Annotated in this window: 24 protein-coding genes; 3 read left to right on the forward strand and 21 right to left on the reverse strand. The window is 63.4% G+C overall.

Going from position 1 to position 23,194, the window contains the following annotated elements:
• Positions 1 to 37 precede the first annotated feature (37 nt).
• The 15 genes from AC07VY_RS16500 to gspG all read right to left on the reverse strand — a co-directional run bounded on the left by AC07VY_RS16500 (position 38) and on the right by gspG (position 14,380).
• On the reverse strand, positions 38 to 1,813 hold the full coding sequence (locus tag AC07VY_RS16500; protein WP_495098382.1) for an ABC transporter ATP-binding protein/permease: 1,776 nt from the start codon (positions 1,811 to 1,813) through the stop codon (positions 38 to 40).
• A 56-nt stretch (positions 1,814 to 1,869) separates the two neighbouring features.
• A complete protein-coding gene (locus AC07VY_RS16505; protein ID WP_495098383.1) occupies positions 1,870 to 2,772 on the reverse strand; it encodes a 5'-nucleotidase in 903 nt (300 codons plus the stop codon).
• Positions 2,773 to 2,938: 166 nt separating this feature from the next.
• A complete protein-coding gene (gspF, locus tag AC07VY_RS16510) occupies positions 2,939 to 4,171 on the reverse strand; it encodes a type II secretion system inner membrane protein GspF (RefSeq protein WP_495098384.1) in 1,233 nt (410 codons plus the stop codon).
• A 9-nt stretch (positions 4,172 to 4,180) separates the two neighbouring features.
• Positions 4,181 to 4,513: a type II toxin-antitoxin system RelE/ParE family toxin gene (locus tag AC07VY_RS16515; RefSeq protein ID WP_495098385.1), complete on the reverse strand. Its 333-nt coding sequence runs from the start codon at positions 4,511 to 4,513 to the stop codon at positions 4,181 to 4,183.
• Positions 4,510 to 4,791 carry a type II toxin-antitoxin system Phd/YefM family antitoxin gene (locus AC07VY_RS16520; protein WP_495098386.1) on the reverse strand — a complete coding sequence of 94 codons (282 nt, stop codon included), beginning with the start codon at positions 4,789 to 4,791 and terminating at the stop codon, positions 4,510 to 4,512. Before AC07VY_RS16520 ends, AC07VY_RS16515 begins: the two co-directional genes overlap by 4 nt.
• 20 nt (positions 4,792 to 4,811) lie before the next feature.
• Positions 4,812 to 6,200, reverse strand: coding sequence for a GspE/PulE family protein (locus tag AC07VY_RS16525; protein ID WP_495098387.1), 1,389 nt, complete (start codon positions 6,198 to 6,200; stop codon positions 4,812 to 4,814).
• A 3-nt stretch (positions 6,201 to 6,203) separates the two neighbouring features.
• Positions 6,204 to 8,477, reverse strand: a complete 2,274-nt coding sequence (gene gspD, locus AC07VY_RS16530; protein ID WP_495098388.1) for a type II secretion system secretin GspD — start codon at positions 8,475 to 8,477, stop codon at positions 6,204 to 6,206.
• A 4-nt stretch (positions 8,478 to 8,481) separates the two neighbouring features.
• Entirely contained in the window at positions 8,482 to 9,279 is a 798-nt protein-coding gene (gene gspN / locus AC07VY_RS16535; protein WP_495098389.1) for a type II secretion system protein N, read from the reverse strand.
• Between the two features lie 3 nt (positions 9,280 to 9,282).
• Complete coding sequence (locus AC07VY_RS16540; RefSeq protein WP_495098390.1) at positions 9,283 to 9,798, reverse strand: type II secretion system protein M; 516 nt, start codon at positions 9,796 to 9,798, stop codon at positions 9,283 to 9,285.
• Positions 9,795 to 11,030 (reverse strand): type II secretion system protein GspL, encoded by a 1,236-nt coding sequence (gene gspL, locus AC07VY_RS16545; RefSeq protein WP_495098391.1) that lies wholly within the window; start codon positions 11,028 to 11,030, stop codon positions 9,795 to 9,797. The genes AC07VY_RS16540 and gspL overlap by 4 nt, the downstream gene beginning before the upstream one ends.
• A 118-nt stretch (positions 11,031 to 11,148) precedes the next feature.
• Complete coding sequence (gene gspK / locus AC07VY_RS16550; RefSeq protein ID WP_495098392.1) at positions 11,149 to 12,075, reverse strand: type II secretion system minor pseudopilin GspK; 927 nt, start codon at positions 12,073 to 12,075, stop codon at positions 11,149 to 11,151.
• A gap of 113 nt (positions 12,076 to 12,188) precedes the next feature.
• Positions 12,189 to 12,911 carry a PulJ/GspJ family protein gene (locus AC07VY_RS16555; RefSeq protein ID WP_495098393.1) on the reverse strand — a complete coding sequence of 241 codons (723 nt, stop codon included), beginning with the start codon at positions 12,909 to 12,911 and terminating at the stop codon, positions 12,189 to 12,191.
• A gap of 62 nt (positions 12,912 to 12,973) precedes the next feature.
• Complete coding sequence (gene gspI, locus AC07VY_RS16560; RefSeq protein WP_495098394.1) at positions 12,974 to 13,348, reverse strand: type II secretion system minor pseudopilin GspI; 375 nt, start codon at positions 13,346 to 13,348, stop codon at positions 12,974 to 12,976.
• Positions 13,345 to 13,800, reverse strand: a complete 456-nt coding sequence (locus AC07VY_RS16565) for a prepilin-type N-terminal cleavage/methylation domain-containing protein (protein WP_495098395.1) — start codon at positions 13,798 to 13,800, stop codon at positions 13,345 to 13,347. Before AC07VY_RS16565 ends, gspI begins: the two co-directional genes overlap by 4 nt.
• A 121-nt stretch (positions 13,801 to 13,921) precedes the next feature.
• On the reverse strand, positions 13,922 to 14,380 hold the full coding sequence (gene gspG, locus AC07VY_RS16570; protein WP_495098396.1) for a type II secretion system major pseudopilin GspG: 459 nt from the start codon (positions 14,378 to 14,380) through the stop codon (positions 13,922 to 13,924).
• A 49-nt stretch (positions 14,381 to 14,429) separates the two neighbouring features.
• Between gspG and AC07VY_RS16575 the strand changes: the two genes are divergently transcribed.
• Positions 14,430 to 14,852, forward strand: coding sequence for a type II secretion system protein N (locus AC07VY_RS16575; RefSeq protein ID WP_495098397.1), 423 nt, complete (start codon positions 14,430 to 14,432; stop codon positions 14,850 to 14,852).
• On the opposite strand, the gene AC07VY_RS16580 is transcribed toward AC07VY_RS16575, so the two are convergent.
• Genes AC07VY_RS16580 through ilvA form a run of 3 tightly spaced genes read right to left on the reverse strand, consistent with a single transcriptional unit; the run spans position 14,842 to position 17,791 of the window.
• Positions 14,842 to 15,375 (reverse strand): histidine phosphatase family protein, encoded by a 534-nt coding sequence (locus AC07VY_RS16580; protein ID WP_495098398.1) that lies wholly within the window; start codon positions 15,373 to 15,375, stop codon positions 14,842 to 14,844. The genes AC07VY_RS16575 and AC07VY_RS16580 overlap by 11 nt on opposite strands.
• A complete protein-coding gene (locus AC07VY_RS16585; RefSeq protein WP_495098399.1) occupies positions 15,372 to 16,172 on the reverse strand; it encodes an adenosylcobinamide-GDP ribazoletransferase in 801 nt (266 codons plus the stop codon). The genes AC07VY_RS16580 and AC07VY_RS16585 overlap by 4 nt, the downstream gene beginning before the upstream one ends.
• 5 nt (positions 16,173 to 16,177) lie before the next feature.
• Positions 16,178 to 17,791 carry a threonine ammonia-lyase, biosynthetic gene (gene ilvA / locus AC07VY_RS16590; protein WP_495098400.1) on the reverse strand — a complete coding sequence of 538 codons (1,614 nt, stop codon included), beginning with the start codon at positions 17,789 to 17,791 and terminating at the stop codon, positions 16,178 to 16,180.
• Positions 17,792 to 18,091: 300 nt separating this feature from the next.
• Here ilvA and AC07VY_RS16595 point away from each other — a divergent pair, with 300 nt between their 5' ends.
• Entirely contained in the window at positions 18,092 to 18,544 is a 453-nt protein-coding gene (locus AC07VY_RS16595; RefSeq protein WP_495076033.1) for an OsmC family protein, read from the forward strand.
• A 3-nt stretch (positions 18,545 to 18,547) separates the two neighbouring features.
• Here the strand turns inward: AC07VY_RS16595 and coq7 are convergent, their stop codons facing one another.
• The gene (gene coq7, locus AC07VY_RS16600; protein ID WP_495076032.1) at positions 18,548 to 19,192 is read right to left on the reverse strand and encodes a 2-polyprenyl-3-methyl-6-methoxy-1,4-benzoquinone monooxygenase; all 645 of its coding nucleotides are present in this window, start codon (positions 19,190 to 19,192) and stop codon (positions 18,548 to 18,550) included.
• A 103-nt stretch (positions 19,193 to 19,295) separates the two neighbouring features.
• Positions 19,296 to 20,561: a porin gene (locus tag AC07VY_RS16605; protein ID WP_495098401.1), complete on the reverse strand. Its 1,266-nt coding sequence runs from the start codon at positions 20,559 to 20,561 to the stop codon at positions 19,296 to 19,298.
• Between the two features lie 409 nt (positions 20,562 to 20,970).
• Between AC07VY_RS16605 and AC07VY_RS16610 the strand changes: the two genes are divergently transcribed.
• On the forward strand, positions 20,971 to 22,122 hold the full coding sequence (locus tag AC07VY_RS16610; protein ID WP_495098402.1) for a porin: 1,152 nt from the start codon (positions 20,971 to 20,973) through the stop codon (positions 22,120 to 22,122).
• Between the two features lie 145 nt (positions 22,123 to 22,267).
• Here the strand turns inward: AC07VY_RS16610 and ylqF are convergent, their stop codons facing one another.
• Positions 22,268 to 23,194, reverse strand: coding sequence for a ribosome biogenesis GTPase YlqF (gene ylqF / locus AC07VY_RS16615; protein WP_495098403.1), 927 nt, complete (start codon positions 23,192 to 23,194; stop codon positions 22,268 to 22,270).

Raw genomic sequence — 23,194 nt, forward strand, 5'->3', positions numbered from 1 at the left:
GGTATTTTTAAAGGGCCCCGACGGGGCCCTTGTTGTTTCAGCCCTGGCTTTGCACCAAGTGGTAGCGAGCCGCAGCGCCTTCGGCCTGTGGCTCCAGCGTCCAGCGCGTGCTGTGGAATGCGCCGATGGCGGGTCTGTGAGCTATTGAAATAATAGCTCCTTGCGCTTGTTTTACCTGCGCTAGCAGCCGTTTGTAGACGGCTTCTTCGGTGGGGGCGTCGAGTGCGCTGGTGGCTTCGTCGGCATAAATCCAGCGGGGTTTCTTCAGCAGAACGCGTGCAATTGCCAGCCGCTGCTGCTCGCCACCCGAGAGTTTTTGGCTCCAGGCGGCTTCCACGTCCAGCTGTTCACCCAGGTCAGGCAGCAAGGCATCTGCCAACGCTTGGCGCAGCTGTGCGTCGTCGTATTGGTCGGCTGCCGAGGGGTAGGCCAGGGCATCGCGCAGCTTGCCGTCCGGGAAATACGGCCGCTGGGGGATGAACATCGCATCTTGCGGCTGCGCGACTTGCCCGCTGGAAAACGGCCAGATGCCCGCCAGCGCACGGAACAGCGTGGACTTGCCGCTGCCCGAGGGGCCGTTAAGCAGAATGCTGTCGCCAGGCGCTGCATGCAGGTTTTGCCCTTGCAACAAGACTTGGCCATTCGGCAGGCGCAGGGTCAGCCCATGGACATTCAGCGTATCGGGCGCTGCAGAATTGATAGCTGCTTGCGCAGACTCTACCTGCGCCAGGGCCTGAATTTGTTCTTCAAACGAAGTCAAGCGGTCGGTGGTGGCGCGCCAGGCGGCCAGGCTGCTGTAGTTGTCTACAAACCAGCTCAGCGAATCCTGCACCCGGCCAAAGGCGGATGAAATCTGCATCAGCTGGCCCAGCTGGATGGCGCCACTGAAAAAGCGCGGTGCCGCAACGATGAAGGGAAAGACCACCGCCGCCTGGCCGAAAAAGCTGTTGAACCAGATCAGGCTTTTCTGCGCCTTCAGCAGCTTCAGGTAGTTGGCCAGCACGGCCTTGAAGCGCAGGTCCAAATGGGCTTTTTCGGCAGCCTCACCACGGTCCAGTGCGATCGATTCGCTGTATTCCCGCACCCGCACCATGTGGTGGCGGAAGTCGGCCTCGACTTTTTGTTGCTGGAAGTTCAGCTTGATCTGCGGGCGGCCAATCCAGTAGGTGATGACGCTGCCGGCTAGGCAGTACAGCACGGCCATCCAGACCATGAAGCCGGGGATAAAGTATTCGCTACCGCCCAGGCGGAACGAGAAGTTGCCTGACAAGCCCCACAGAATGCCGACAAAGCTGACCAGGGTGACCAGCGCGTTCAGCACGCCCATGCACAGGTCGATGGTCAGGCTGGTGAACTGGTTCAGGTCCTGCTGGATACGCTGGTCGGGGTTGTCCGGGGTGGCGAGTGCATCGGTCTTGGCAAAGCGGGCCAGTTCCATCTTGTAGAACGACTGGTTGCTGAGCCAGCGGGCCAGGTAGTGCTCGGTCATCCAGGCGCGCCAGCGCATTTCCAACAGCTGGGTCAGGTAGAACTTGTAGACCGCCAGGATGATCAGCGCGAAGGCGATGTAGGTAAAGCGCCCCAGTTGCTGCCAGAACACGGCAGCGTTCTTGTTTTGCAGCGCGTCGTAGAACACCTGGTTCCACTCGTTCAGCAGCACTAGCAGGTAAACGCCCAGCAGGTTCAGCGCCACGATGGCGGCCAGCAGGGCGCGGGCCTTCCATTTTTCTTCGGATTTGAAGTACGGAATCGACAAAGCCCAGACTTTGGCGGTCTGGGCTTTCAGATTGGAAAAGCGCGAAGCAAGACTCATGGGTGTGTGACGTAGGTAGAGTGGACAAGCCCGCAGATGGACTGCTGCGGCGCGGATTAGTTCGCGGGGTTGGATACGCCGCTGCTCACATGGCCGGCCGGTACGTGCTGCGCGGCGGAAGTGACGTGACCGGTCTGGTCGTCGAAGAAGAAGTCGGGTTCGAATTCGCGCAGGAACGGGCCTTTCTCCAGCCCGCCCAGGAACATCACCTCGTCCACAGCAATGTTCCAGCGCATCAGGGTGAGGATGGCGCGCTCATGCGCCGGTGCGCTGCGGGCCGTGACCAGGGCCGTGCGTATGCGCATATTCGGGGTGCTGGCCTTTTGCAGGCGGTGTAGCGCGGCCAGCAGTGGCTTGAACGGGCCGTCGGGCAGCGGTATGGAGGCATGTTCGACCTCGTGCTGCTGGAAGGCGGGCAGGCCATCGGACTGGTAGATGCGCTCGGCCTCATCGCTGAACAGCACGGCGTCACCGTCGAAGGCGATGCGCACTTCATGCGGGTTGCTGTCGCCGGCCTGGGCCGATTCGGTCAACACCCGTGCTGCGGGAAAGCCCAGGTTCAGCGCCTCGCGCACGTCTTTTTCATTGGCCGACAGGAACAGGTGCGCGCCCAGCGCCCGCAGGTAGCCGAAGGGCGCGCGGCCCTGGGTGAACACACCGCGCTCCAGCTGCAAATTGCTGGCCTGGCTGGAGCGGAAGATGCGCATACCGCTGACCGGGTCGTTGCGCGACAGTATCACCACCTCGACCCGCTTCACGCCATCGGCGTTGAAGGCCAGTAGCTTTTTTACCAGCGAAAACGCCACACCCGGCTTGGCGGTGATGTCCAGCCGCTCGTACTGCAGCTGCATATAGGCTTTGTCGTCGCCCGCGTCGAACAGGCGGTTTTCTTCTTCCAGGTTGAACAGGGCGCGCGATGAAATCGCCACCACCAATTTGTCGTCTAGGGTCAGAGCCATAAGTGTTCTCGTTAAGCCAGTGCGTATGTTGCCAGGTTCCCCCGGACATCCAAACGAGCCTGTCTCACTCCAGAAATACCGCGGAGCCGGCTTCGCCGGGCCGCTGGTATTGCCCCCTGCAAGGGGGAGGAGGCCACACGCAGTGGGCAAGCCTGGGGGGGGGGCACTATTTCGCGAACTGGTTAAGTTGGATGATGGGCATGAGTACAGCCAGCACGATCAGCATCACCACCAGGCCCATGGCCACGATCAGCAGTGGCTCCAGGATGGTGGCCAGGGCCATGGCGCGGCGCTGTACCTCGGTGCCCAGCTGGCGGGCGGCGCGCTGCAGCATCAGCGGCAGCTGGCCGGTCTGCTCGCCCAGGCGGGCGAACATGGCCAGCAGGCCGGGGAAGCGTTTCTTCTGCGCCAGGGCCGATGCCAGCGGCGCACCTTCGCGCACCAGCACCAGCGCGTCTAGTGCATCGGCGCGCATGGCGGTGTTGTTCAGGGTTTCGGCGGCGGCCTGCAGGGCTTTCAGAATGGGTACGCCGGCTGCGGCCAACATCGCCAAGGTGCTGGCAAAGCGCGCCGCGTTGTAGCCGCGTGCCAGTGTGCCCACCAGCGGCAACTTCAAAAAGGCGGCGTCGAATTTTTGACGAATCAGGGTGTTAGCGTAGGCGATACGTGCGCCGATAGCTGCAAAAATAATAGCAATCAACATGGCCCAACCGTAGTTGCGCACCACGTCGCTGATGGCCAGCATGGCCACCGTCAAAAACGGCAGCGCGCGCTTGCTGCCGGCAAACACGTTGGCCACCTGCGGCACCACATAGCCGACCAGGAACAGCACGATGGCAATCGCCACCAGGGTCACGATGGCCGGATAGAGTGCTGCACCGATCAGCTTGGACTGCAGGGCCTGGCGTTCTTCCAGGTCGGTGGCCAGGCTTTCCAGCACCCCGCCCAGCGCACCGCTTTGCTCGCCCGCGCCGATCACGGCGGTGTAGATGCCGGAGAATTCGCGCGGATGCTGGCCCAGCGCCTTGGCAAAGCTGGCGCCGGCATTCACCTCGGCACGTAAGGATGCCAGCAGATTGCGCTGGCGCTCGTCCTCGGCCTCGTCGGTCAGTGCGGTCAGTGCCCGCTCCAGCGGCAGGCCGCTGGACACCAGGCCGGCGACCTGCCGGGTCCAGATGGTCAGGCCGGAGGCATTGAAGACTTTTGTCTCGAACAGTGTGGTGCGCAGGCCGGTGCCGGCCGATGCATTGCCGCCACTGGCGTTGACGGGGGTTACCGCCAGCGGCACCAGCGCCTGGGCGCGCAGCAAGGCTCGCGCGGCTTTGGCCGTGTCGGCCTCCATCACCCCTTTGCGGGACTGGCCCTGGGCGTCTACGGCTTCGAAGGAATAGGCGGGCATGGGGTGGGCTTAGGCTTGCAGCATTCGGCGCGACAGCAGGTTGCGCAGATCGCGTCTGCCGTCTGCAATCACATAGACAAACACAATGTCAGCAGACACTTTGTAGATGATGCGGTAGGGTTTGAAATAGGTTTCGCGGTATTCACGGTTGCCCAAGGCGAGCAACTCTTTGGGAAAGGCACCACGTTCGGGGAATGTCTGCGAGGAGGTCAGAACTCCTTCAATTTGCTCCAGAACGTGCAGGGCTTTGAGCGGAGCATCGTGTTGCGCGATGAAGTCCACCAGTTCATTCAAATCCGTCTGCGCGTTCTCGGTCAGCTCCACCCGATAGGTCTGCGTCATGGGGTTTTGGACGATAGGCGTTGGCGTATATCGCCGATGGCTTTGGCGGCTGGTACGGTGCGGCCTTGCTCAATTTGCTGGTTGCCCAGTGCCAGTATTTTAAGCAGGGCCAGGGTTTGCTGGTCTTGTTCGTAGCTGGCAATGTCTTGCAACACGGCCGTGGCTTCGCCATTTTGGGTGATGACCATAGGCTCGCGCTGCTCTGCCAGATCACGTAGCACCTGGGCGGCATTGGCTTTGAGATAGCTGATGGGTTTGATGTGGGAGGCGGTAAGCATGGGCTGAATATAGTCTTTATTTAGTCCCGCGTCACGCGCAGCAGCTCTTCGCGCGAGGTTACGCCGGCCAGCACCAGGCGTTCGCCGTCTTCGCGCATCAGCAGCATGCCGGCGGCGCGCGCGGCGGTGCGGATGTCGGCTTCGGCGGCGCGGTTGTGGATTTGGGCGCGGATGGCGTCGTCGGTGACCAGCAGCTCGAAGATACCGGTGCGGCCGTGGTAGCCGGTGTGGCTGCAGGCTTCGCAGTTCTTGCCGTGGCACACGGGGCACATCTTACGTACCAGGCGCTGGGCCAATACGCCCAGCAACGAACTGCTCAGCAGGAACGGCTCCACGCCCATATCGATCAGCCGGTTGACCGCGCTGGCGGCGTCGTTGGTGTGCAGCGTGGCCAGCACGAGGTGGCCGGTGAGGGACGCCTGGATGGCGATCTGCGCGGTCTCGAAGTCGCGGATTTCGCCGATCATGATCACGTCCGGGTCTTGCCGCAGGATGGCGCGCAGGGCCTTGGCAAACGTCAGGTCGATCTTGGCGTTGACCTGGGTCTGGCCGACGCCGGGTAGCTCGTATTCGATCGGGTCTTCCACCGTCATGATGTTGCTGCTGCCGGCGTCCAGGCGGCTCAGGGCGGCGTACAGCGTAGTGGTCTTGCCCGAGCCGGTGGGGCCGGTCACCAGAATGATGCCGTGCGGCTGGTTGATCAGGTTTTGCAGCTTGTCCAGCACGTCGCCCTGCATGCCTACCGATTCCAGCGTCAGCTTGGCGCCGCTCTTGTCCAGCAGGCGCAGCACGGCACGTTCGCCATGGGCGCTGGGCAGGGTGCTGACCCGCACGTCCACCGCTCGGGTGCCGATGCGCAAGGAAATGCGGCCGTCCTGCGGCAGGCGTTTTTCGGAAATGTCCAGATCCGCCATGATCTTCAGGCGCGAGATCAGTGCCGCGTGCAGGGCGCGATTGGGCTGCACCACCTCGCGCAGCGTACCGTCCACGCGGAAGCGCACGCTGGAATGGCGCTCATACGGCTCGATATGGATGTCGCTGGCACCGTCGCGTGCGGCCTGGGTCAGCAGCGCGTTGAGCATGCGGATGATGGGCGCGTCGTCGCTCATCTCCAGCAAGTCTTCCACGGCCGGCAGCTCTTGCATCATGCGCGACAGGTCGGCATCGCTCTCGACTTCACTGACCACCGATGCGGCGCTGGACTCGCCCTGGGCGTAGGCGGCGCTGATACGCTGGGCCAGGGCCTCGGCGCTGAGGGTTTCGATCTGGCGCACCGGGTATTTGCGCATTACCTCGCTCAGTGCCGAGGGCGTGGACGCCGGGTGCAGCCAGAGCGTGTACTCACCCAGGTTCTCTTCCAGCAGCAACTGCTGGGTGCGAGCAAAGGCGTAGGGCAGGGGGTGGCGCATCGCTTACGGGGTAGTCGTGGTGTTCGTCGATGCTGGCGCAGCCAGAGATGGCATGGCCAGGGGCAGCGTGGTCAGAGGCTTGGGCACGTCCACTTTTTTGTCGGAGGCCGGCAGGACGGGGATCACCGAGGCATCCGGCACGGCGGATAGGCCGACGCGTGGCACCGGGTTCACGTCCTGCTGCTGGCCGCGCATCATGTCGTAGCGGTCCACCGCCAACGCATCACTGGTGCCGGCGTCACGTACCACGATGGGCCGTAGGAACACCATCAGATTGGTCTTGTTGCGGGTACGGGTTTCGCTCTTGAAGAAGTTGCCCAGGAAGGGCAGATCGCCCAGCCCGGGCACCTTTTCCACATTGCCCGAATAGTCGTCTTGCAGCAGGCCGCCCAGCACGACGATGGAGCCGTCGTCTACCAGCACATTCGACTCGATGGAGCGTTTGTTGGTGGTCGGCCCATTGGTGTTGCTTTTGGTGGAGGCGTCCACGCTGGAGACCTCCTGGTAGATGGCCATCTTCACCGTGCCGTTCTCATTGATCTGTGGGCGTACGCGCAGGGTCAGACCCACGTCTTTGCGTTCAACGGTCTGGAAGGGGTTGGACGTGCCGGTGGCACTGTTGGTGGTGTAGGTGCCGGTGACGAAGGGCACGTTCTGGCCGATGACAATCTTGGCTTCTTCGTTGTCCAGGGTCAGCAGGTTGGGCGTGGACAGCACGTTGCCGGTGCCGGTCTGGTCCATCAGCCGGGCCAGTGCACCCAGCACATAGGTGCCCCCGATCTTGGTGGCCACGCCCAGGTTCAGTCCCGGGCTGAGGGTAGTACTGGTGCTGCCAGTGGCGATGCTGGTGGCCAGCGTGGCCAGGTTGCTGCTACCGGAGCCGAAGTTGGTGCCCAGGCCCACGCTGCCCAGCACGCCCTGCCACTGGATGCCGAATTCGGCCGCTTTGTTGCTGCTGACCTCAACGATCAGACTCTCCACCAACACCTGGGCGCGCCGGCCGTCGAGCTTGTCGATGACAGCACGTAGCTGGCGGTACTGCGGCTCGGGCGCGGTGATGATCAGCGAGTTGGTCGACGGGTCGGCCTGTATCTGGCCGCCGGTGGACGGCTGGTTGCTGGTGGTGCCGCTCAAGGCGCCGCTGCTGCCCGTGCTGCTGGAGTTGGACGAACTGCTGCTTGAGCTGCTATTGCTACTGCTGCCGGAGCTGGTGGGGCTGAGCCCGCTGGACATGCTGGAGCTGTTGCCCGAACTGCCGCTGCCGGAGCTGCTGGAACTACCGCGCGCCTCGCCGCTCATGGCGGCGCGCAGCGTGGTGGCCAGCTTGGTGGCGTCGGCATTCTTCAGGTAGACCACATAGATGTTGCCGGCCTCGCCGTTGCCGGTGTTGACCGTGGGCTGGTCCAGCTTGGCGATCAGCGAGCGGACCAGGGACACCCGCGCCGGATTCGCCGCGCGCAGGATGATCGCATTGCTGCGCGGCTCGGCCAGCAGCGTGGTTTTGAACGAGCTGTCTGTCTGCCCGGCGGCGGGGGCTGCGCCGGTGGTGCTGCCGGACTCGACCAGCTTGGTTACCAGCGGCACCAGGTCGCTGGCGATGGCGTATTTCAGCGGGATGATTTCCACGTCCGACGCGTTGGACACATCCATGGCCGCCACGATGCGGCCGATGCGGCGCAGGTTGTCGGCATAGTCGGTGATCACCAGCGAGTTGTTGCCGGGGTTCAGGTTGATGGTGTTGTTCGGGCTGATCAGCGGGCGCAGCACAGGCACCAGGTTGGCGGCGTTTTCGTAGTTCAGCTTGAAGATCTGCGTCACGATCTGGCTGCCCACGGCGGCATTGTTCTCGCCAATGGTCACCGGGCCGGGCTGCAGTTTGGCATCGGCCTCTGGCACGATCTTGTCCAGCCCGCTGGACTCGACCACGGTAAAGCCTTGTAGGCGCAGCGCCGCCAGGAACTGGCTGTAGGCCACGGTGGGGTTGACCGGGTGGTCGGTGCTCAGCGTCATGGTGCCCTTGACGCGCGGGTCCACCACCACGTTGCGGCCGGTGATCACGGCCATGGTGCGGGCCACCGATTCAATCTCCGCGTTGGCAAAGTTCAGCGTGATGGGCTCGCCGCGCTTGGCCGTGCTGGCCTTGTCGCTTGCCGGCCCCTGGGCCAGTGCGTTTATAGAAAAAAGGCCGGTAGCACAGGTGAATCCTGCGGTGATAGCTATTGAAATAATAGCTTTAGGAAAGCGCGAAGACAGCGTGGGTGTGCGGGCTGGGGTCATTCCATTAACCTACTTTGATGATGGCACGCGCGCCGTCGCGCCGACCGATGATGTTGAGAAGATTGGACAAAGCGTCGATACGATCCGGGGCGGCGGTGGCCACTCCGTCGAAATGCAGGCGGGTGCCGACCCACTGGCCGCTGCCGGTCAGCTGCAGGCTGCCCTTCAGGGTCTCCAGCTGCAAGGTGTTCGGATTGCCGCCGGCCAGTGTGACCCGGTAGCTGCCCATGGGCTTGAGGGTGGACAGGCGCGAGGCGATGTCGATAGCCTCCAGCTGGGCCCGGCCGCTGAGTTGCATGCGCCCGCTGTTCAGGTCCACGACCAGGCCCTGGGTGGCCAGCGTTAGCGTGCCCTCGGGCTGCAAGGTATTCCAGGGGGCGCCCAGGCCGGCCAGCCAGGCGGCCGGCCAGTGGGATTGGCTGTCGGCCAGCGTCAGCTCGCCACCGCCCCAGTGCGGCGCGGCCCGCAGCTGCAGCGGCTGGGCCATGCAGCATTCGGCCAGGATGTCGGCGGACACGCCGCTGAAGGAGGGGCGTAGGCGCCAACGCAGTCGCTCGGGCAGGGCGGCCTGGTCGCGGCTGTCCTTGCCGCCCGACAGCACCAGTTGGGCCGAACCGTCCCATACCGTGCCCAACGGGTCTGCCAGCTGCACCTGGCCTTGGCTGGCCTGGTTCAGTGCGGCGGCCAGCCAGCGTGCAGGGGCAAATACCAGCAGGGCCCAGGCCAGGCCCAGGCAGGCGCCCGCCCAGGCCCAGCGCCAAGGCGCGGTGCGAGCGGGGGAAGTTGAAGGTTTCAGAGCCACGTTCTAGCGCTTGGGCAGTGCCAGGACCAGGCTGCCGTCCCAAGCGGGCTGGGACGCATTGGCTGCGGTGCTGGCGGGGCTGCGCACTAGCTTGGCCTCGGTGGGCAGGGCGCGGGCATTGATGCGTACCTGCGCCAGCCAGCGGGTCAGCGCATCGGCAGGGGTGTTCTTCAGGGTGACGCTGACGCGTTCGCCCAGCACATTGATCTGCGCGGTGCCGGATAAATCGGTCTTGGCCGAGGCCTGCACGCTGCGCAGGGCCTCGTCAAAGCCGAGTGCACTCTGGCTTTTCAGGGCCTGTACCTCGGCCTGCATGCGGTGCATGTTCTGCAGCTGGGCATCGAGTTCGCGGTGCTGTGCGTTGGCAGCACGCAGGGTTTGCAGGGCGGGGCTCAGGGCCAGCCACCACAGCAGGGCCAGGCCGACCAGGGCTCCTGCGGCCAGCATGCTGCGGCGCTCGCGCGGCGCCAGGGCGGCCCAGTGGGGCTGCAATTGCAGCAGGAAGGACGGAGTCTTCATGGTGTGGCTCCGTTGGCGGTTTGCAGTACCAGCAAGTTGCCTTCGCTGCGCAGGCTGTAGCCGCTGCTGCGCAGGCTGGCGATAGCGTCGGGGCCGGGTGCCGGGTCCAGGCCCTTGAGCCGGATTTCGCCGGGGCTGAAGTCCAGCTGGCTGGCAGAAGTTTGCGGCGGCAACACCGCACCGAGCGCGCTGAGCATGGGCTCCAGGTCACGTGCCGAGGTGGCCCCTACGCTTTGGCGCAGCAGGTCCAACTCGCGCGCCATTTGCACCGGTGCATTCACGACCAGCTTTACCTGGGGGAAGGTTTGCGTCAGGCTGTCGCGGATGGCCTTGCGCTTGGCTTCCAGGCTATTGCTTTCCTTCCACGCCCAGGCGTTCAGGCCGATCAGCTGGGCCAGCAGCAGCAAGCCCACACCCCAGCGCGCGGGGCGCCAGGCGGGGGCTTGCAGTATGCGTTCGGCGTGGCCGGCCAGGGTCTTCCAGGCGCGGCTGCTGCCGGAGTTGGTGAGGTCAAATTGCGCCAGGTCCCAGCGGCCATGGGCCGAGGCCAGCCAGCGTTCGGCGCTGTGCTGCAGGGTGACCGGGCGCTGTGCCAGCTCTTCGGCCATGCTGGCGACGGCGGGCTCGGCGACGATCTCCAGCGTGTCGGCTGCGCCTCCCAGGGCCATTGCCAGTGTGGCGTGGTTCAGCGGCAGCAGGTGGACACCCTGGGGTCCGGCGTGGACGATCTGCGCCGCCTCGGGCGTGCCCAGGATGTGCACCCTGTCGCTACCCTCGGGTAGGGGGCTGAATTCGGGCACGATGCGCGCCACTGTGCGCTGGCTGGCCTCCAGCACCGCCAGGGCGCTGCGCAGCCAGGCGCGATTGCAGGCGGCAACCCAGACCGGGCCTTCGCTGGGCGCATCGGGTTGGACGGCGAAGTGCAGCTCGGATGGCTCTTCCAGCAGGCGTTCTTCCAGCAGGCCTTCCAGCAGGGCGCGCAGGCGGGGCGTGTCGGCTGCACGGCCCAGGGCGCTGCGCTGCAGGCTGCCCTTGGGCAGCTCGACGCGGTGCCAGGACAGGGCTTGAGCGGGCACCACGGCCACCAGTTCGGTGGCGGTGGCCACGGGCAGCAGGGCGGCGGGGGCTCGGTCGTGCGATCCCACGCTGTGGCCGTCCGGCGTCAGCACGTAGTCCAGCGGGCCTGCGCTGCCGGTAGATTCAAGAGGGAGTAGAACGATCAGGGTACTCATGGGCGTGACAACGTGGAACAACTTGCATGCGCTGGGGCGCCCTGCGTACGGCAGACGAAACTCAGGCCGGCCATTGTATGTAGAGACTGTGACGGTCCCCGTTGGCAAAGACCCTGCTTCACAGCGGTGCCTTGCCGGACGGATCGGCCACCGCACGCTCGCGCCACAGGGTGCTGACATTGATGCCGTCACGCTGCACCAGTGAGCGCTCCAGCACCGTAGTGGCGCCCATGCGCAGCCGGCCCAGCACTTCGAAATAGCGGGTGGCCACGCCGTGCTCGGATTCGCTGAAGCTGATGCCCGGCTGGTTCAGCAGGGTGCTGGCATCGGCCGTGCTGCGAAAGTATTTGCTGGCGCGGGCGCTGACCAGCTTCTGCGCATCGGCCATGGACAGATTGGGCACGCTGGCTACCAACACCTCGGCACTGGCGGTGTTCAGGTTGACGGCGGTATGCACGGGCAGTACCGACACATAAGGTCGCAGCGCGGCCACGCTGCTGGGGCTCAGGCCCAGCCAGCCCAGGTCTTCGGCGCGCCGTGGCACCAGTGGGATGCTTGGGTTGTCGCTGTTGGTCTGCGTGCTGTCCAGCGCCAACTGCAGCTGGCTGCTCATCTGCGTCAGCTCCTGGGGCGACAGCTTGAGCTCTTCGAACAAACGGCCGAAGGCGGCCAGGCTGACTTCGGAGATCTTGTTGTTCTCCACCAGATTCATGATGTTCATGCGTGACTGCATGTCGGTGATTTGCCCGGACAGAAACGCGTCTACCTCCTCGTCGCTGGTCATGCCGCCGGTGTTGTTGCGGTCGGCCGCCAGAAAGGTGGACAGGCGCGACTCCTGCAGTGGCACGGCCCAGGGTTCGGCCAGGTGGTCGGCTCCGCCAGAGCGGGCGTCTTCGCGCAGTATCAACCGCGCCCAGTCCAGTGCGCCGGTGAGTATCCAGGCCGACTGCACGCGCTGGCGTTCCGCCGCTTCCACCTCTACGCTGCGCCACTGCTGCCATAGCGAGGCGGCGGCCAGTGTGGCGACCAGGGTGACGGTCAGCATGGCGAGCAGCAGTGCTGCGCCGTGTTGGTTGTGTTTGCTATTTATTTGAGAGCTGCTTGCGCAGGTATTAGCAGCGCCAGAGGCCGATTTTTTATGTAAATAGCGGCGCGGGCTCATGACTTGCCTCCACCTACCGTCGGCCGTATCCAGTCGCGCGTCAGCACACCGCTCAGAGCCTGGCCGGGCGGCAGGGTCAGCACCAGGCGCACGCCATCGGGGATGCTGGAGTCGGTGGATGCTGCGCTGGATGCCGTACTGCTGGGGGCCGTCGCCGTGGTGGCGCTGCTGGATTGCGGGTTGCTCCAGGCGCCGTCGCGGTAATAGAACACCTGCCAGTCGCTCAGCGGGGTGAGTGCCACCTCGGCGCGGCGCGCCTCGTCACCCGGGTTCTGCGCCCAGAGTGCGGCATTGTTCCAGGCCTGGGTCAGTGCCGCGTTGTTGCGTACCACGGGCGACTGCCAGCGCAGCCACTGGTCGGTGCCGTCCACATTGCGCAGCGACCAGGCCACGACCAGCGGGCCGGCGGCGTTGGGTTCGGTGCTGCGCCGCACCAGGCGCAGGCTGCGGCCATTCCAGTCGATGGTGCTGATGTTGGGCAGTTGCAGCAGGGCGTTGAGGTCGGCGCTCCATTGGCTCAGGCCGGCCTGCAGCGTCAGCACCTCGTCGGCGCGTTGCTGGGTGCGGGTTTGTGCCCGCTGCATGCCGTCCAGCCCGCGCCAGCTCAGCACGGCCAGCAGCGCCATGACCATCAGGGCCACCAGCAGTTCGACCAGGGTGAAGCCAAGCGATTTTTTCTCCCTTCCAGAGACGCCATGGAACCGGCTTTGCCGGGCCATAGACGTCGCCCCCTGCAAGGGGGTTGGAGGCCACGCGCAGCGGGCAAGCCTGGGGGTGTTCATCAAAATCGCCCTACGATGGTGGAGAGGCGCAGGATGGGCGCGTTGGCGGCAAACACCTGTGCATCCACCCGGCGAAAGCTGGGGTTGGGGGTGGGCAGCACGCTGAGCCGTACCAGGTAGCTGTGGCCGGCCTGTTCGCAGTTGATGTCGGAGTCGCCCACGCCGGGCATTTGGGTGGACAGGCGCATTTTGATGAGCTCGTTTTCGGCGCACATATGTGCCAGCAGCACATCGGTCTGGCGGGTGGCATTGGTGGTCAACGCCTGGGTGGCTTGCAGGCCGGCGATCAGCGCAATCGACACAATGCCCAGCGCAACCAGCACCTCGATCAGGGTGAAGCCACGGACGATGGATAGACGGGTGCGGGCCTTCACGGTGTGACTGGCTGCACGGTGAAGGGGCGCGCGCCATCGGTGGCAATGCGCAGCAGTTCGTTGGGCTGGCTGATGGACTGCAGCACAACTTCCTGGCGGCCAATCACCGGTTCGGGGCCCAGCACGACCGGGCTGGTGTTGCGCGCCACGGTGTCGTTGCCCAGCCAGCGTTCGGGCAGGGTATGGGGCGGCAGACCGTCGAACTGGAAGCCGTCCGGCGTGCTGCTCCAGCGCACCGGCACACCGGTCGCCCGCGACTGGGCCCGCGCCGATTCAAACAGGGCGGCCAGCCGCGCCGCATCGCGCTCCAGCAAGGTCTGGCTGTTGTCGCGCAGGGCAAAGGCAACGCCCGCGCTGGCTATGGCGATGATGGCGACGACGACCAGCAGTTCAAGCAGCGTGAAGCCCCGGAATGGCTCCCCCCCGATGCGCCTGCGGCGCCTCCCCCTCAAGGGGGCGAACCCAGTGGCCCGGCAAAGCCGGTTCCACGGGTTCCCTGGAAAAGAGCACGGCTGTTGCATTGGCCGCAGGGTTGCCGCTCGGCGCACGAAGGCACTGAATCGGATCAGAAGGCTACTGCCAGCTGCCGATGTCGGCATTTTTGCCTTCGCCACCTGGTTGGCCGTCGGCGCCGAAGGACATCACATCGATCTCGCCTTGCACGCCGGGGTTCAGGTACTGGTAGGGGCGGCCCCAGGGGTCGTTGGGGAGCTTTTCCACATACGGCTTCCAGTTGGGCGGCACCGGGTTGGTGCTGGGCTTGGCGACCAGGGCTTGCAGGCCTTGCTCGGCGGTGGGGTAGCGTTGGTTGTCCAGCTTGTAGAGCTTCAGTGCCTGCATCAGGTTGTGGACATCGGTCTTGGCGGCGGTGGCGCGGGCGTCGTCTGCGCGGTCCAGCACGTTGGGCACGATCAGCGCGGCCAGCACGCCGATGATGACGAGCACCACCATTAATTCGATCAGGGTGAAGCCGGCATTACGCATATTACGCACGCGGCGGTAAAGGGGGTGAAGGGGGCTGTGGAGTGTCATGGGCTGCGATGATAATCAATGCATGTTAATCAATGCATCTGATTCTGTAATGGAACGCTGGACTCCCCGCCTGGTGGCCTTTGTGGTCTGGGCTCTGGCCCTGGCCAGCGTGGCGTACTGGGGCTTAAAGGCCACGGCCGCACCCAGTGGTCCGCAGGCCGCCGTGGCCGGGCCGGGGGCTGTGCCCGTAGACGCGGCGGCGGTGGCGCATGTGCTGGGCAGTGTAGGGCCCATGCCAGTGGCGGCTGTCAACCCGTCCACGCGCTTTGTGCTGTCGGGCGTGATTGCCGAGCCAGGCCGCCAGGGGGCAGCCCTGATCGCCGTGGACGGCAAGGCGCCCAAGCCCTACCGGGTGGGCAGCCTGGTCGATGGGGCTTTGCTGCTGCAGTCGGTGGGCCCGCGCCGCGCGGAGCTGGCACCCAGCATGGACGGGCCGGCCGCTTTTGCGTTGGAATTGCCCGTCAGAAAGTAGTCCATTCGCCGTAGGCGGGTGCTGCCTGCGGCCATTGGTCGGCGCGGTGAAGCGTGCGGACACCGGCGGCCAGCAAGTTGCAGGCCCGCGCTACGCCCGCATGGCTGATCCACAGCATGGGCTGAGGCCCCACAGCGTCCCAGGCTGTGCCCACCCGCTGCATGAAGCCATGTACGGATTCGCCACCGCCCGGGCGGTAGTGGGCGAAGTCGGAGGTCCAGGCGTCCAGTGCGGCTGGGCCGATGGCTTCCCAGGTCTGGCCTTCCCATTGGCCAAAATCCATCTCGCGCAGCCGCGCATCAAATTTCAGCGTCAAATCGGGCCGCAGCGCAGACAGTGCCTGCGCAAGCTGCTCGCATCTTTGTAGCGTGGAACTGCAAACAACCATGTCTGCGGGCAGGGTGGCGGCCAGACGGGCGGCAGCGGTCTGTGTCGCCAAGGTGTCAGCTGCCACATCCAGCACGCCGTAGCAAACGCCAGGCGCCACCAGCGGACGGGCATGGCGGGCCAGCCAAAGCTTCATGGCAGGGCCACGGCGGCGCCCAGATAGAAGGCAATCTCGCAGACTTGCTGCGTGGCGCCCAGGCAGTCGCCGGTAAAACCTTGTAGCCACCGGGCGAACAGGCGCTTCATCCATAAAAACGCCAGACTGCTGGCGGCCAGGCTTGCTATTAAAAATGTAGCACCTTGCGCAAATAATACCTGCGCTAACGGCATAAAACACCATAGCAACGCAACGACCAGTGCCGTCCCGCTGATCTGGCCCGCCAGGGGTTTGCTTTTGGAGGTGGCCGCGTCGCCCACATGGGGCAGCAGGCGCACCAGCAGCAGTGGGCAAAAGCGCGACCAGACATGGCCGCCGAGCAGGGCTGACAGCAGGGCGTGGCTGCTGTAGCTGCCGAGCAGGGCCAGCAGCGCCACCTTGGACAGCAAGGCCAGCACCAGGGCCATGGCACCGAAAGCGCCGACCCGCGAATCCTTCATGATCTCCAGCGCGCGGGCCCGGTCGGCGCTGCCGCCCAGGCCATCTGCCACGTCGGCCAGGCCGTCTTCATGGAAGCCGCCGGTGAGCAGCACCGTGGCCACGGTGCACAGCACTGCAGCCACCAGCGCGCTGCCTGGGCGTTGCTGCAGCAGCGTCATGGCGGCCCCCGCCACGCCGCAGGCCAGGGCCGCCGCCAGCCAGCCCACACCGGGCAGGTGCGCCGCGCTGGCCCGCAGCATGGCCGGGCTATAGCCCACCCAGGCCGCCAGCCGCCCCGTGATGGGGATGCGAGTGAAGAACTGGACGGCCAGCAGGTAGTGGCGGACGAAGGCCAAACGCGTCAGCTCTGCAGAAACAGTTGGTAGACGGGGTTGTTGGTTTCTTCGACGTAGGGGTAGTCCAGCGTGGCCAGGAATTTGTCGAAAGCCTTGGCATCGGTCTTGGGCACTTGCAGGCCGACCAGGATGCGGCCGTAGTCCGCGCCCTGGTTGCGGTAGTGGAACAGGCTGATGTTCCAGCCCGGACGCACCAGGCTCAGGAACTTCATCAGCGCGCCGGGCCGCTCGGGGAACACAAAACTGAGCAGGCGCTCGTCCTGCGCCAGTGCCGACTGCCCACCCACCATGTGGCGGATGTGCTCTTTGGCCAGCTCGTTGTGGGTCAGGTCCAGCGCCTTGAAGCCGTGCTTGCTGAAGTTGCTGGCGATTTTCTGCGATTCGCCCTTGGCCGTGGTGGTCAGGCCGACAAACACATGGGCGGCGTTGCTCTTGGCCGCGTCGCTGATGCGGTAGTTGAACTCGGTCACATTGCGCGGTCCGCCGGGCAGCTGGCCTATGGCTTCGCAGAAGCGCTTGAAGCTGCCGCGCTCTTCGGGGATGGTGACGGCGAACAGGGCTTCACGCTCCTCGCCCACTTCGGCGCGCTCGGCGACGAAGCGCAGGCGGTCGAAGTTCATGTTCGCGCCGCACAGGATGGCGGCGTAGGTTTCGCCTTTTTTCTTGTGCTTGGCCACGTATTGCTTCATGGCGGCCACGGCCATGGCGCCCGAGGGCTCGACAATGCTGCGCGTGTCCACGAACACGTCCTTGATGGCGGCGCAGACGGCGTCGGTGTCCACGGTGATGTACCCATCGACCAGCTCGCTGGCGATTCGAAAACCCTCTTCTCCTACTAGTTTGACGGCTGTGCCATCTGCGAATAGGCCCACATCGGGAAGTGTGATGCGCTTTTTGGCCGTAACTGACTGCAGCATGGCATCTGAGTCGTTCATCTGCACGCCAATCACCTTGATCTCAGGTCGCACGGCCTTGATGTAGTTGGCTACGCCAGAGATCAGGCCTCCGCCGCCAATGGCGACGAAGATGGCGTCCAGCTTTTGCGAGCCCAGGCCTTGTAGCTGGCGCAGAATTTCCATGGCGATCGTGCCCTGGCCGGCGATGACGTCCGGGTCGTCAAATGGGTGCACAAAGGTTAGCCCCTGCTTTTTTTGCAGTTGGAGTGCATGGTTGTACGAGTCGAAATAGCTTTCGCCATGCAGCACCACTTCGCCACCCAATGTCTGTACTGCATCCACCTTGATTCGTGGCGTCGTCGTGGGCATGACGATGATGGCGCGCACGCCAAGTTTTCGGGCGCTAATGGCCACGCCCTGGGCGTGGTTGCCCGCGGAGGCACAAATTACGCCCTTTTTGAGCTGCTGTGGCGTCAGGTGCGCCATCTTGTTGTAGGCGCCGCGCAGCTTGAAGCTGAACACGGGCTGTGTGTCTTCTCGCTTGAGCAGAACCGTGTTGCCGAGGCGGCGGCTGAGGTTGCGCGCGGGCTCCAGGGCGGATTCGATAGCGACGTCGTAGACGCGGGCGGTCAGAATCTTTTTCAGATAGTCGGCGGGGGTCAGCGGCTTGGCCGCTTTGGTTGGTTTCTGGGCCTTGGGGGCTTTGGCGGGTGCGGTCGTCATGGGTTCTCCTGGGAGGGAGATCATAAGGGGCCGGCCTGTATGCGCTTGCGCGGCCTGCTAAGGGCATAAAAAAAGCCCCAAGTCTTGCGACTCGGGGCTTAAATCCACCTTTTCAGAGGGTGGAGGAGACAAACGGTGCACACGGGTTAAATGTGTGCGATGGATTTATTGTAGTCGTTTTCCCTAGGTCTTGCTGCGTTGCAGCATCCATGTGTTGCTTAAATCGTGAATTAATGCGCGCTGCTAGGCAAAATCGGTCTTGTTCTCATAATTAGGCTTTGCCTCAGAAAGATACGCAGCATGGAATGCACAGTCAGTTGGACCGGCGCAGCGGGTACCCGCTCCGGCATGGGTTTTGTGGCCGAGACCGGCAGTGGCCACACTTTGACCATGGATGGAGCGCCTGACAGCGCCAAACCCGAGAATGGCGGCCAGAACCTGGCGCCCCGCCCCATGGAAACTTTGCTGGCCGGTACCGGCGGCTGCACGGCCTACGATGTGGTACTAATTCTGAAGCGTGGCCGCCATGATGTGCGCGGCTGCTCGGTCAAGCTGTCTGCCGACCGCGCCGAGGTCGACCCCAAGGTGTTCACCAAGATCAATATGCATTTCACCGTGACTGGTAAAAGCATTCCCGCGGCTGCCGTTGAGCGTGCAATTGCCATGAGCCATGACAAATACTGCTCCGCCACCATCATGCTGGGCAAGACGGCCGAGATCACCACCAGCTTTGACTTGGTCGAAGCTGCCTAAGATTTAAATCCTGTGGGCCACGGTCGTCATGACCTTGGCTGCCATGCGCATCATGGTTTTGATGGGAGCCGGCAAATCGATCGCTCCCTGGATCTTGGCTTCGTGGGCATGGCGCTCTTCGTCATCCTTCATTTGCACCACGATGGCCTTGGATGCATGGTCGTTGCTCGGTAGGCGTTGCAAGTGGCTTTGCAGGTGGGCCGACACCTGGTTTTCGGTTTCCACAACAAAGCCCAGGCTCCAGCGGTCACCGCCCAGCTTGCCAGCCGCCAGCCCCAGGCCGAAGGCACCGGCGTACCACAGTGGATTCAACATGCTGGGCCGGCCTCCTAACTCGTCCAGCCGTTGGTGCGTCCAGGCCAGGTGGTCGGTTTCCTCGGCGGCGGCATGTTCAAAATGCGCGCGTAGTGCGGGAGTGGGCGTGACCAGAGACTGGGCCGTGTACAAGGCTTGCGCGCACACCTCGCCCACGTGGTTGACGCGCATCAGTGCGGCGGCGTGGGTTTTCTCCTCGGCGCTTAGTTCATGCGTATGTTCCGGCACCGTGGGGCAGGCACGGTTGCCATGCGGGCGGGTGAAGATGGTGCGCAGCGCAGAGTCTGCGACGCGGCAGATCTGGTCAAGTGAAGGCGGGTTGGGTAGCGACATGCGGTGCGTGTAATTGGGCAAACAGGGCTTCACTGTAAATCAGTGCGGCTACCCTATGCGGCCTGGGGCGCACGCCCCCGTGGACAGAGGGCTTGTTCTTGTGTCAGAAGCGGTGGCGCAGGGCCAACGCCAAGCCGTTCGAATCGGTGCCCGCACTGGCGGTGACGCCCCCCAGAAAGCCGTTGCCGCCCGGTGCCAACTGGGATGCACCGCTGTTATTGAAGCGCGTCAACACGGCGTTCAGATCGGTGCGCTTGGACAGCGCATAGGTGTAGGCTGCCCCATAGGAGTCGCGGTCGGCGTTGTTGGCTGTCCTGTCGTTCATGGTGTTATAGGCCACGGTGAAGGTGTGCGGGCCGCTGCGGATGCGGTAGCCAATATGCAGCAGGCGCGCGTCTTGTTGCACCGCCCGGATGAAGGCGTTTTGCACGGCTGCGGCGCTGCTTGCACTGGCGCCTTTGGAGACCAGCAAGGCCGCCACGCTGGACAGATCGGCGGGATGGTCGTCCTTGATGGTGGCGTACATGGTGCTCAAACTGCCGGGACCGATATCTACCGAAGCGCCCAGGATGGCGTTCGTCAGCGCTTTTTCGCCCAGTTCGTTGTTCTGCGTGTTGTAGCCCGCACCCAGGGAGAAGCCTGTGCCTTTGTAGGTGGCCATGGCGCCCAGGAGCCGGTTTGCCGAGTTGCTGCCCCCCACTTCACCGGCTGCCACCATCAGGCTGGCGCTGAGTCCGCCGGCCTGGACGGCGTATTGCAAGGCATTGCTGGTGCGGATGGTGAACGAAGCGGGGACCGACACCAATTGACCCAGGGCCAGGCTGGATTCACCGTGCATGGAATCAAAAGTCGCCGACACTACATAGCCAGGGGTGTACTGGCGGCCCGCCATGATCGCGCCCACAGGTGTGACCAGTCCCATGAAGGCCTGGCGGTCAAACAGGTTTTTGTCCGTAGTATTGACGCCGAGCCGCGATCCCAGTGCGCCCGCAACCGCATTCACCAAGGGCTGCGCCGTGGCGGGAAGCCCCATCAGCGTGGCTGTGTTCAAACGGTCTGGTACCTGGGCTCCAGATGCAGGAATATTGGAAACCGCACCGGTATCGATTTCAAACCGGCTTTCCAGCGTAAACAGGGCGCGCATGCCACCACCCAAGTCTTCGTTGCCTTTCAGACCCCAACGTGATCCTTCCATGATGCCGCTGGCCAGCTGTGTGACCGTGCCTTGCTTCAATCCGGTGACGTGGTTGAGACCCACGTCGGCGATGCCGTAAAGTACGACGCTGCTGGTTGGCGCTTCTTGTGCCGCAGCGACGGTCGCCATGTCCGTGAGCAAGATCGTCGTAGCCAGCAAAGTGCTTTTTTTCACATTGTTCCTCGGTTGCTATTGTTAAAGTGGCCTGGGCTTAGCAGCAGAGCCGGCGCTGCCAGTTCCTGGACGGGGCTCGAAAAAGCCGAGCAAAGTTACACATTCCGTGCGGCACTGACTGGTGTAAATTTTTTATGTAGTTTCGTGACTCTTTGTAATTGGGGTTTGCGAAACAGCCTGATTCATGTGGAATATACGGATTGCCAAGTGTGGGGCGCTGGAGCCCGAGGTATTCTTGCATGCCCAAAACGTTGTTTTTAGTCAACAAATCATATGTTTATTCTGAAAACGTCACTGCTTTGTCCGAGGTCGTCTGCTTTAATCCCATCAGCTTCTGAAACAAGGAGTGGGGTTGAGGTTACAGCCTGACTGTGAACCCGACATCTTTTAATCTTTGGAGAACCTTTCCATGAAAAAATCCCTGATCGCCCTGGCTGTACTCGCCGCTTCCGGCGCCGCCATGGCTCAGTCCACCGTGACCCTGTACGGTTTGATCGATGTCAGCCTGCAAAACTACAAGGCTCCTACTCTGGCTGCCGGTTCGACCCCAACGACCTTCACCAGCACCAGCCTGTCGCAAAACCGTATGGCTTCCGGCCTGCAAAACGGCAGCCGTTGGGGCTTGAAGGGCTCTGAAGATCTGGGCGGCGGTTTGAATGCTGTGTTCGATCTGCAAAGCGGTTTCAACGTTGACACTGGTAGCAGCGCACAAGGTGGTCTGCTGTTCGGTCGCCATGCTTTCGTCGGTTTCAGCGGCGGTTTCGGTACGCTGACCTTCGGTCGCCACGACACCTCCCTGGATGACGCCATTGGTGACTTCCTGCCTTCCGCACACAACAGCGCGGATGCCACCAACGGCCCTGGCATTAACGCTGCGAACGCTGCTACATTGGCAGCTTACAACGGCGCAGCAACCAAGACCACTGCTCTGCAAACGGCCTACCTTGGTGCTGTGAATGGTTCCAGCTCGTTTGCTGGCAACGTCGGCTCATGGATTGGCTACAACTCCCGCGTTGACAACAGCATCAAGTTCCAAACCAACAACTATGCTGGTTTCCGCGCTTCCGCTGTGTACGGTCTGGGTGAGAACAAGTCCGCTACCGCGGGTGCAACCCACACCCTGTCGTTGGCTGCCCGTTATGATAATGGACCTGTTGGTCTGCTGATCGCTTACCAAGATGAAGTCTTGGCAAAGTCGGCAACCGGTGATAGCGATCTGAAGAACACGTTGTTCGGTGCTTACTATGACTTCGGTGTTGCCAAGATTTACGCCGACTACAACATTGCAAAGCTGGAAGTTGGCACGTACGACGCCAAGAACAAGGAATTCGCTGTGGGTGCTTCCGCTCCCGTGGGTGCCTTCACGCTGCGCGCCGAATACGCTCAGTCCAAGGGCGACATTCTGTTCGCAGACAACAAGAGCAAGGGCTTCGACCTGGAAGTTCTGTATGACCTGAGCAAGCGCACCACGCTGTATTCGTCGTATGTCAGCACCAAGCACACGCAATTGGTTGACAGCACGACAAGCCTGTTCGCCGTTGGCGTTCGCCACAAGTTCTGATGTAACGCCAGCCTTTATGGGCTGGCTTAGATCAAGCTGATAAAAGCCGCTGGGTGCAAACCCAGCGGCTTTTTTACTTTTTCAGGCTGCTGGCGCAGATGACTTCTGTGATGGCTGCTATCAAAACTAGAGCGGACGATTGCGATTACTCGGCGGCCGGCCCCTTCTTGTTCTTGCGCGCGTCCTTCTTTGCCTGGCGGGCGGCATCCAGGGCTTGGCCGGCGGCCAGCCATTGGGCGAACTCTTCCGGTGTTTCCAGGGTGATGCGGCCTAGCGTGGCGGCGCGGAATTCGGTGAGCACGATTTCGGCGGCTTTTTGCAGATTGACTTTGCCCTTGCCCAGCAGGCCGCCGCGCTTGCGGGCGATTTCGGTGAGCAGGGCCACGTCGGTCAGGCCCAGGATGGGGTCGAGCTTGTAGCGCTCTTCGACCTGGCCGGCATAGTGTTTTTGCAGGATCAGCAGCAACTCCAGTGCTACCTCTTCTTCGTCAAAGGCATTGCGGCCAATCGAGCCGGCGGCGGCCAGGTGGTAGCCGCTTTGCTCGACGATGATGCGAGGCCACAGCATGCCGGGCGTATCGTAGGCGTAGAAGTCGTCGGCCAGTACGATACGCTGCTCCAGCTTGGTGATGCCGGCCTCGTCGCCGGTTTTTGCGGCGCGCTTGCCCTTCAAAGTGTTAACCAGGGTGGACTTGCCCACGTTGGGCACGCCGCATATCAGCACCCGCATGGGCTTGACCATGCCGCCGCGTAAGGGCGCCAGCAGCCGGCAGGCGGGTATCAGGCGCTGGGCTGGCGCGGTTTCGCTGGCGTCCAGGGCGATGGCACGGGTGCCGGGCAGGGCGTTGTAATGGTCAAGCCACAACGCAGTGCGCACCGGGTCGGCAATGTCCTGCTTGTTCAGTACTTTGAGCGTGGGCGTGTTGCCGATCAGCTCGGCCAGCATGGGATTCGCGCTGGAGCCGGGCAGACGCGCGTCCAGCAACTCGATCACCACATCGGTTTCCTTCAGGCGCTCGGTGATGGCCTTCTTGGTCAGATGCATATGACCGGGGAACCATTGGATGGGCAT

This window comes from Rhodoferax sp. GW821-FHT02C08 (assembly GCF_059421805.1).

What these genes read in the sequence shown, in the direction of transcription:
- gspK (WP_495098392.1), bottom strand. Translation starts at nt 12,075, where the DNA reads ATGCTGACCGTCACCCTGGTCGCCACACTGGCCGCCGCCTCGCTATGG.
- AC07VY_RS16525 (WP_495098387.1), bottom strand. Translation starts at nt 6,200, where the DNA reads ATGCGCCACCCCCTGCCCTACGCCTTTGCTCGCACCCAGCAGTTGCTG.
- coq7 (WP_495076032.1), bottom strand. Translation starts at nt 19,192, where the DNA reads ATGTCGCTACCCAACCCGCCTTCACTTGACCAGATCTGCCGCGTCGCA.
- AC07VY_RS16500 (WP_495098382.1), bottom strand. Translation starts at nt 1,813, where the DNA reads ATGAGTCTTGCTTCGCGCTTTTCCAATCTGAAAGCCCAGACCGCCAAA.
- ilvA (WP_495098400.1), bottom strand. Translation starts at nt 17,791, where the DNA reads ATGACGACCGCACCCGCCAAAGCCCCCAAGGCCCAGAAACCAACCAAA.
- gspL (WP_495098391.1), bottom strand. Translation starts at nt 11,030, where the DNA reads ATGAGTACCCTGATCGTTCTACTCCCTCTTGAATCTACCGGCAGCGCA.
- AC07VY_RS16610 (WP_495098402.1), top strand. Translation starts at nt 20,971, where the DNA reads ATGAAAAAATCCCTGATCGCCCTGGCTGTACTCGCCGCTTCCGGCGCC.
- AC07VY_RS16515 (WP_495098385.1), bottom strand. Translation starts at nt 4,513, where the DNA reads ATGACGCAGACCTATCGGGTGGAGCTGACCGAGAACGCGCAGACGGAT.
- gspD (WP_495098388.1), bottom strand. Translation starts at nt 8,477, where the DNA reads ATGACCCCAGCCCGCACACCCACGCTGTCTTCGCGCTTTCCTAAAGCT.
- gspF (WP_495098384.1), bottom strand. Translation starts at nt 4,171, where the DNA reads ATGCCCGCCTATTCCTTCGAAGCCGTAGACGCCCAGGGCCAGTCCCGC.
- AC07VY_RS16555 (WP_495098393.1), bottom strand. Translation starts at nt 12,911, where the DNA reads ATGGCCCGGCAAAGCCGGTTCCATGGCGTCTCTGGAAGGGAGAAAAAA.
- AC07VY_RS16540 (WP_495098390.1), bottom strand. Translation starts at nt 9,798, where the DNA reads ATGAAGACTCCGTCCTTCCTGCTGCAATTGCAGCCCCACTGGGCCGCC.
- ylqF (WP_495098403.1), bottom strand. Translation starts at nt 23,194, where the DNA reads ATGCCCATCCAATGGTTCCCCGGTCATATGCATCTGACCAAGAAGGCC.
- AC07VY_RS16595 (WP_495076033.1), top strand. Translation starts at nt 18,092, where the DNA reads ATGGAATGCACAGTCAGTTGGACCGGCGCAGCGGGTACCCGCTCCGGC.
- AC07VY_RS16575 (WP_495098397.1), top strand. Translation starts at nt 14,430, where the DNA reads ATGGAACGCTGGACTCCCCGCCTGGTGGCCTTTGTGGTCTGGGCTCTG.
- AC07VY_RS16580 (WP_495098398.1), bottom strand. Translation starts at nt 15,375, where the DNA reads ATGAAGCTTTGGCTGGCCCGCCATGCCCGTCCGCTGGTGGCGCCTGGC.
- AC07VY_RS16520 (WP_495098386.1), bottom strand. Translation starts at nt 4,791, where the DNA reads ATGCTTACCGCCTCCCACATCAAACCCATCAGCTATCTCAAAGCCAAT.
- AC07VY_RS16505 (WP_495098383.1), bottom strand. Translation starts at nt 2,772, where the DNA reads ATGGCTCTGACCCTAGACGACAAATTGGTGGTGGCGATTTCATCGCGC.
- gspG (WP_495098396.1), bottom strand. Translation starts at nt 14,380, where the DNA reads ATGACACTCCACAGCCCCCTTCACCCCCTTTACCGCCGCGTGCGTAAT.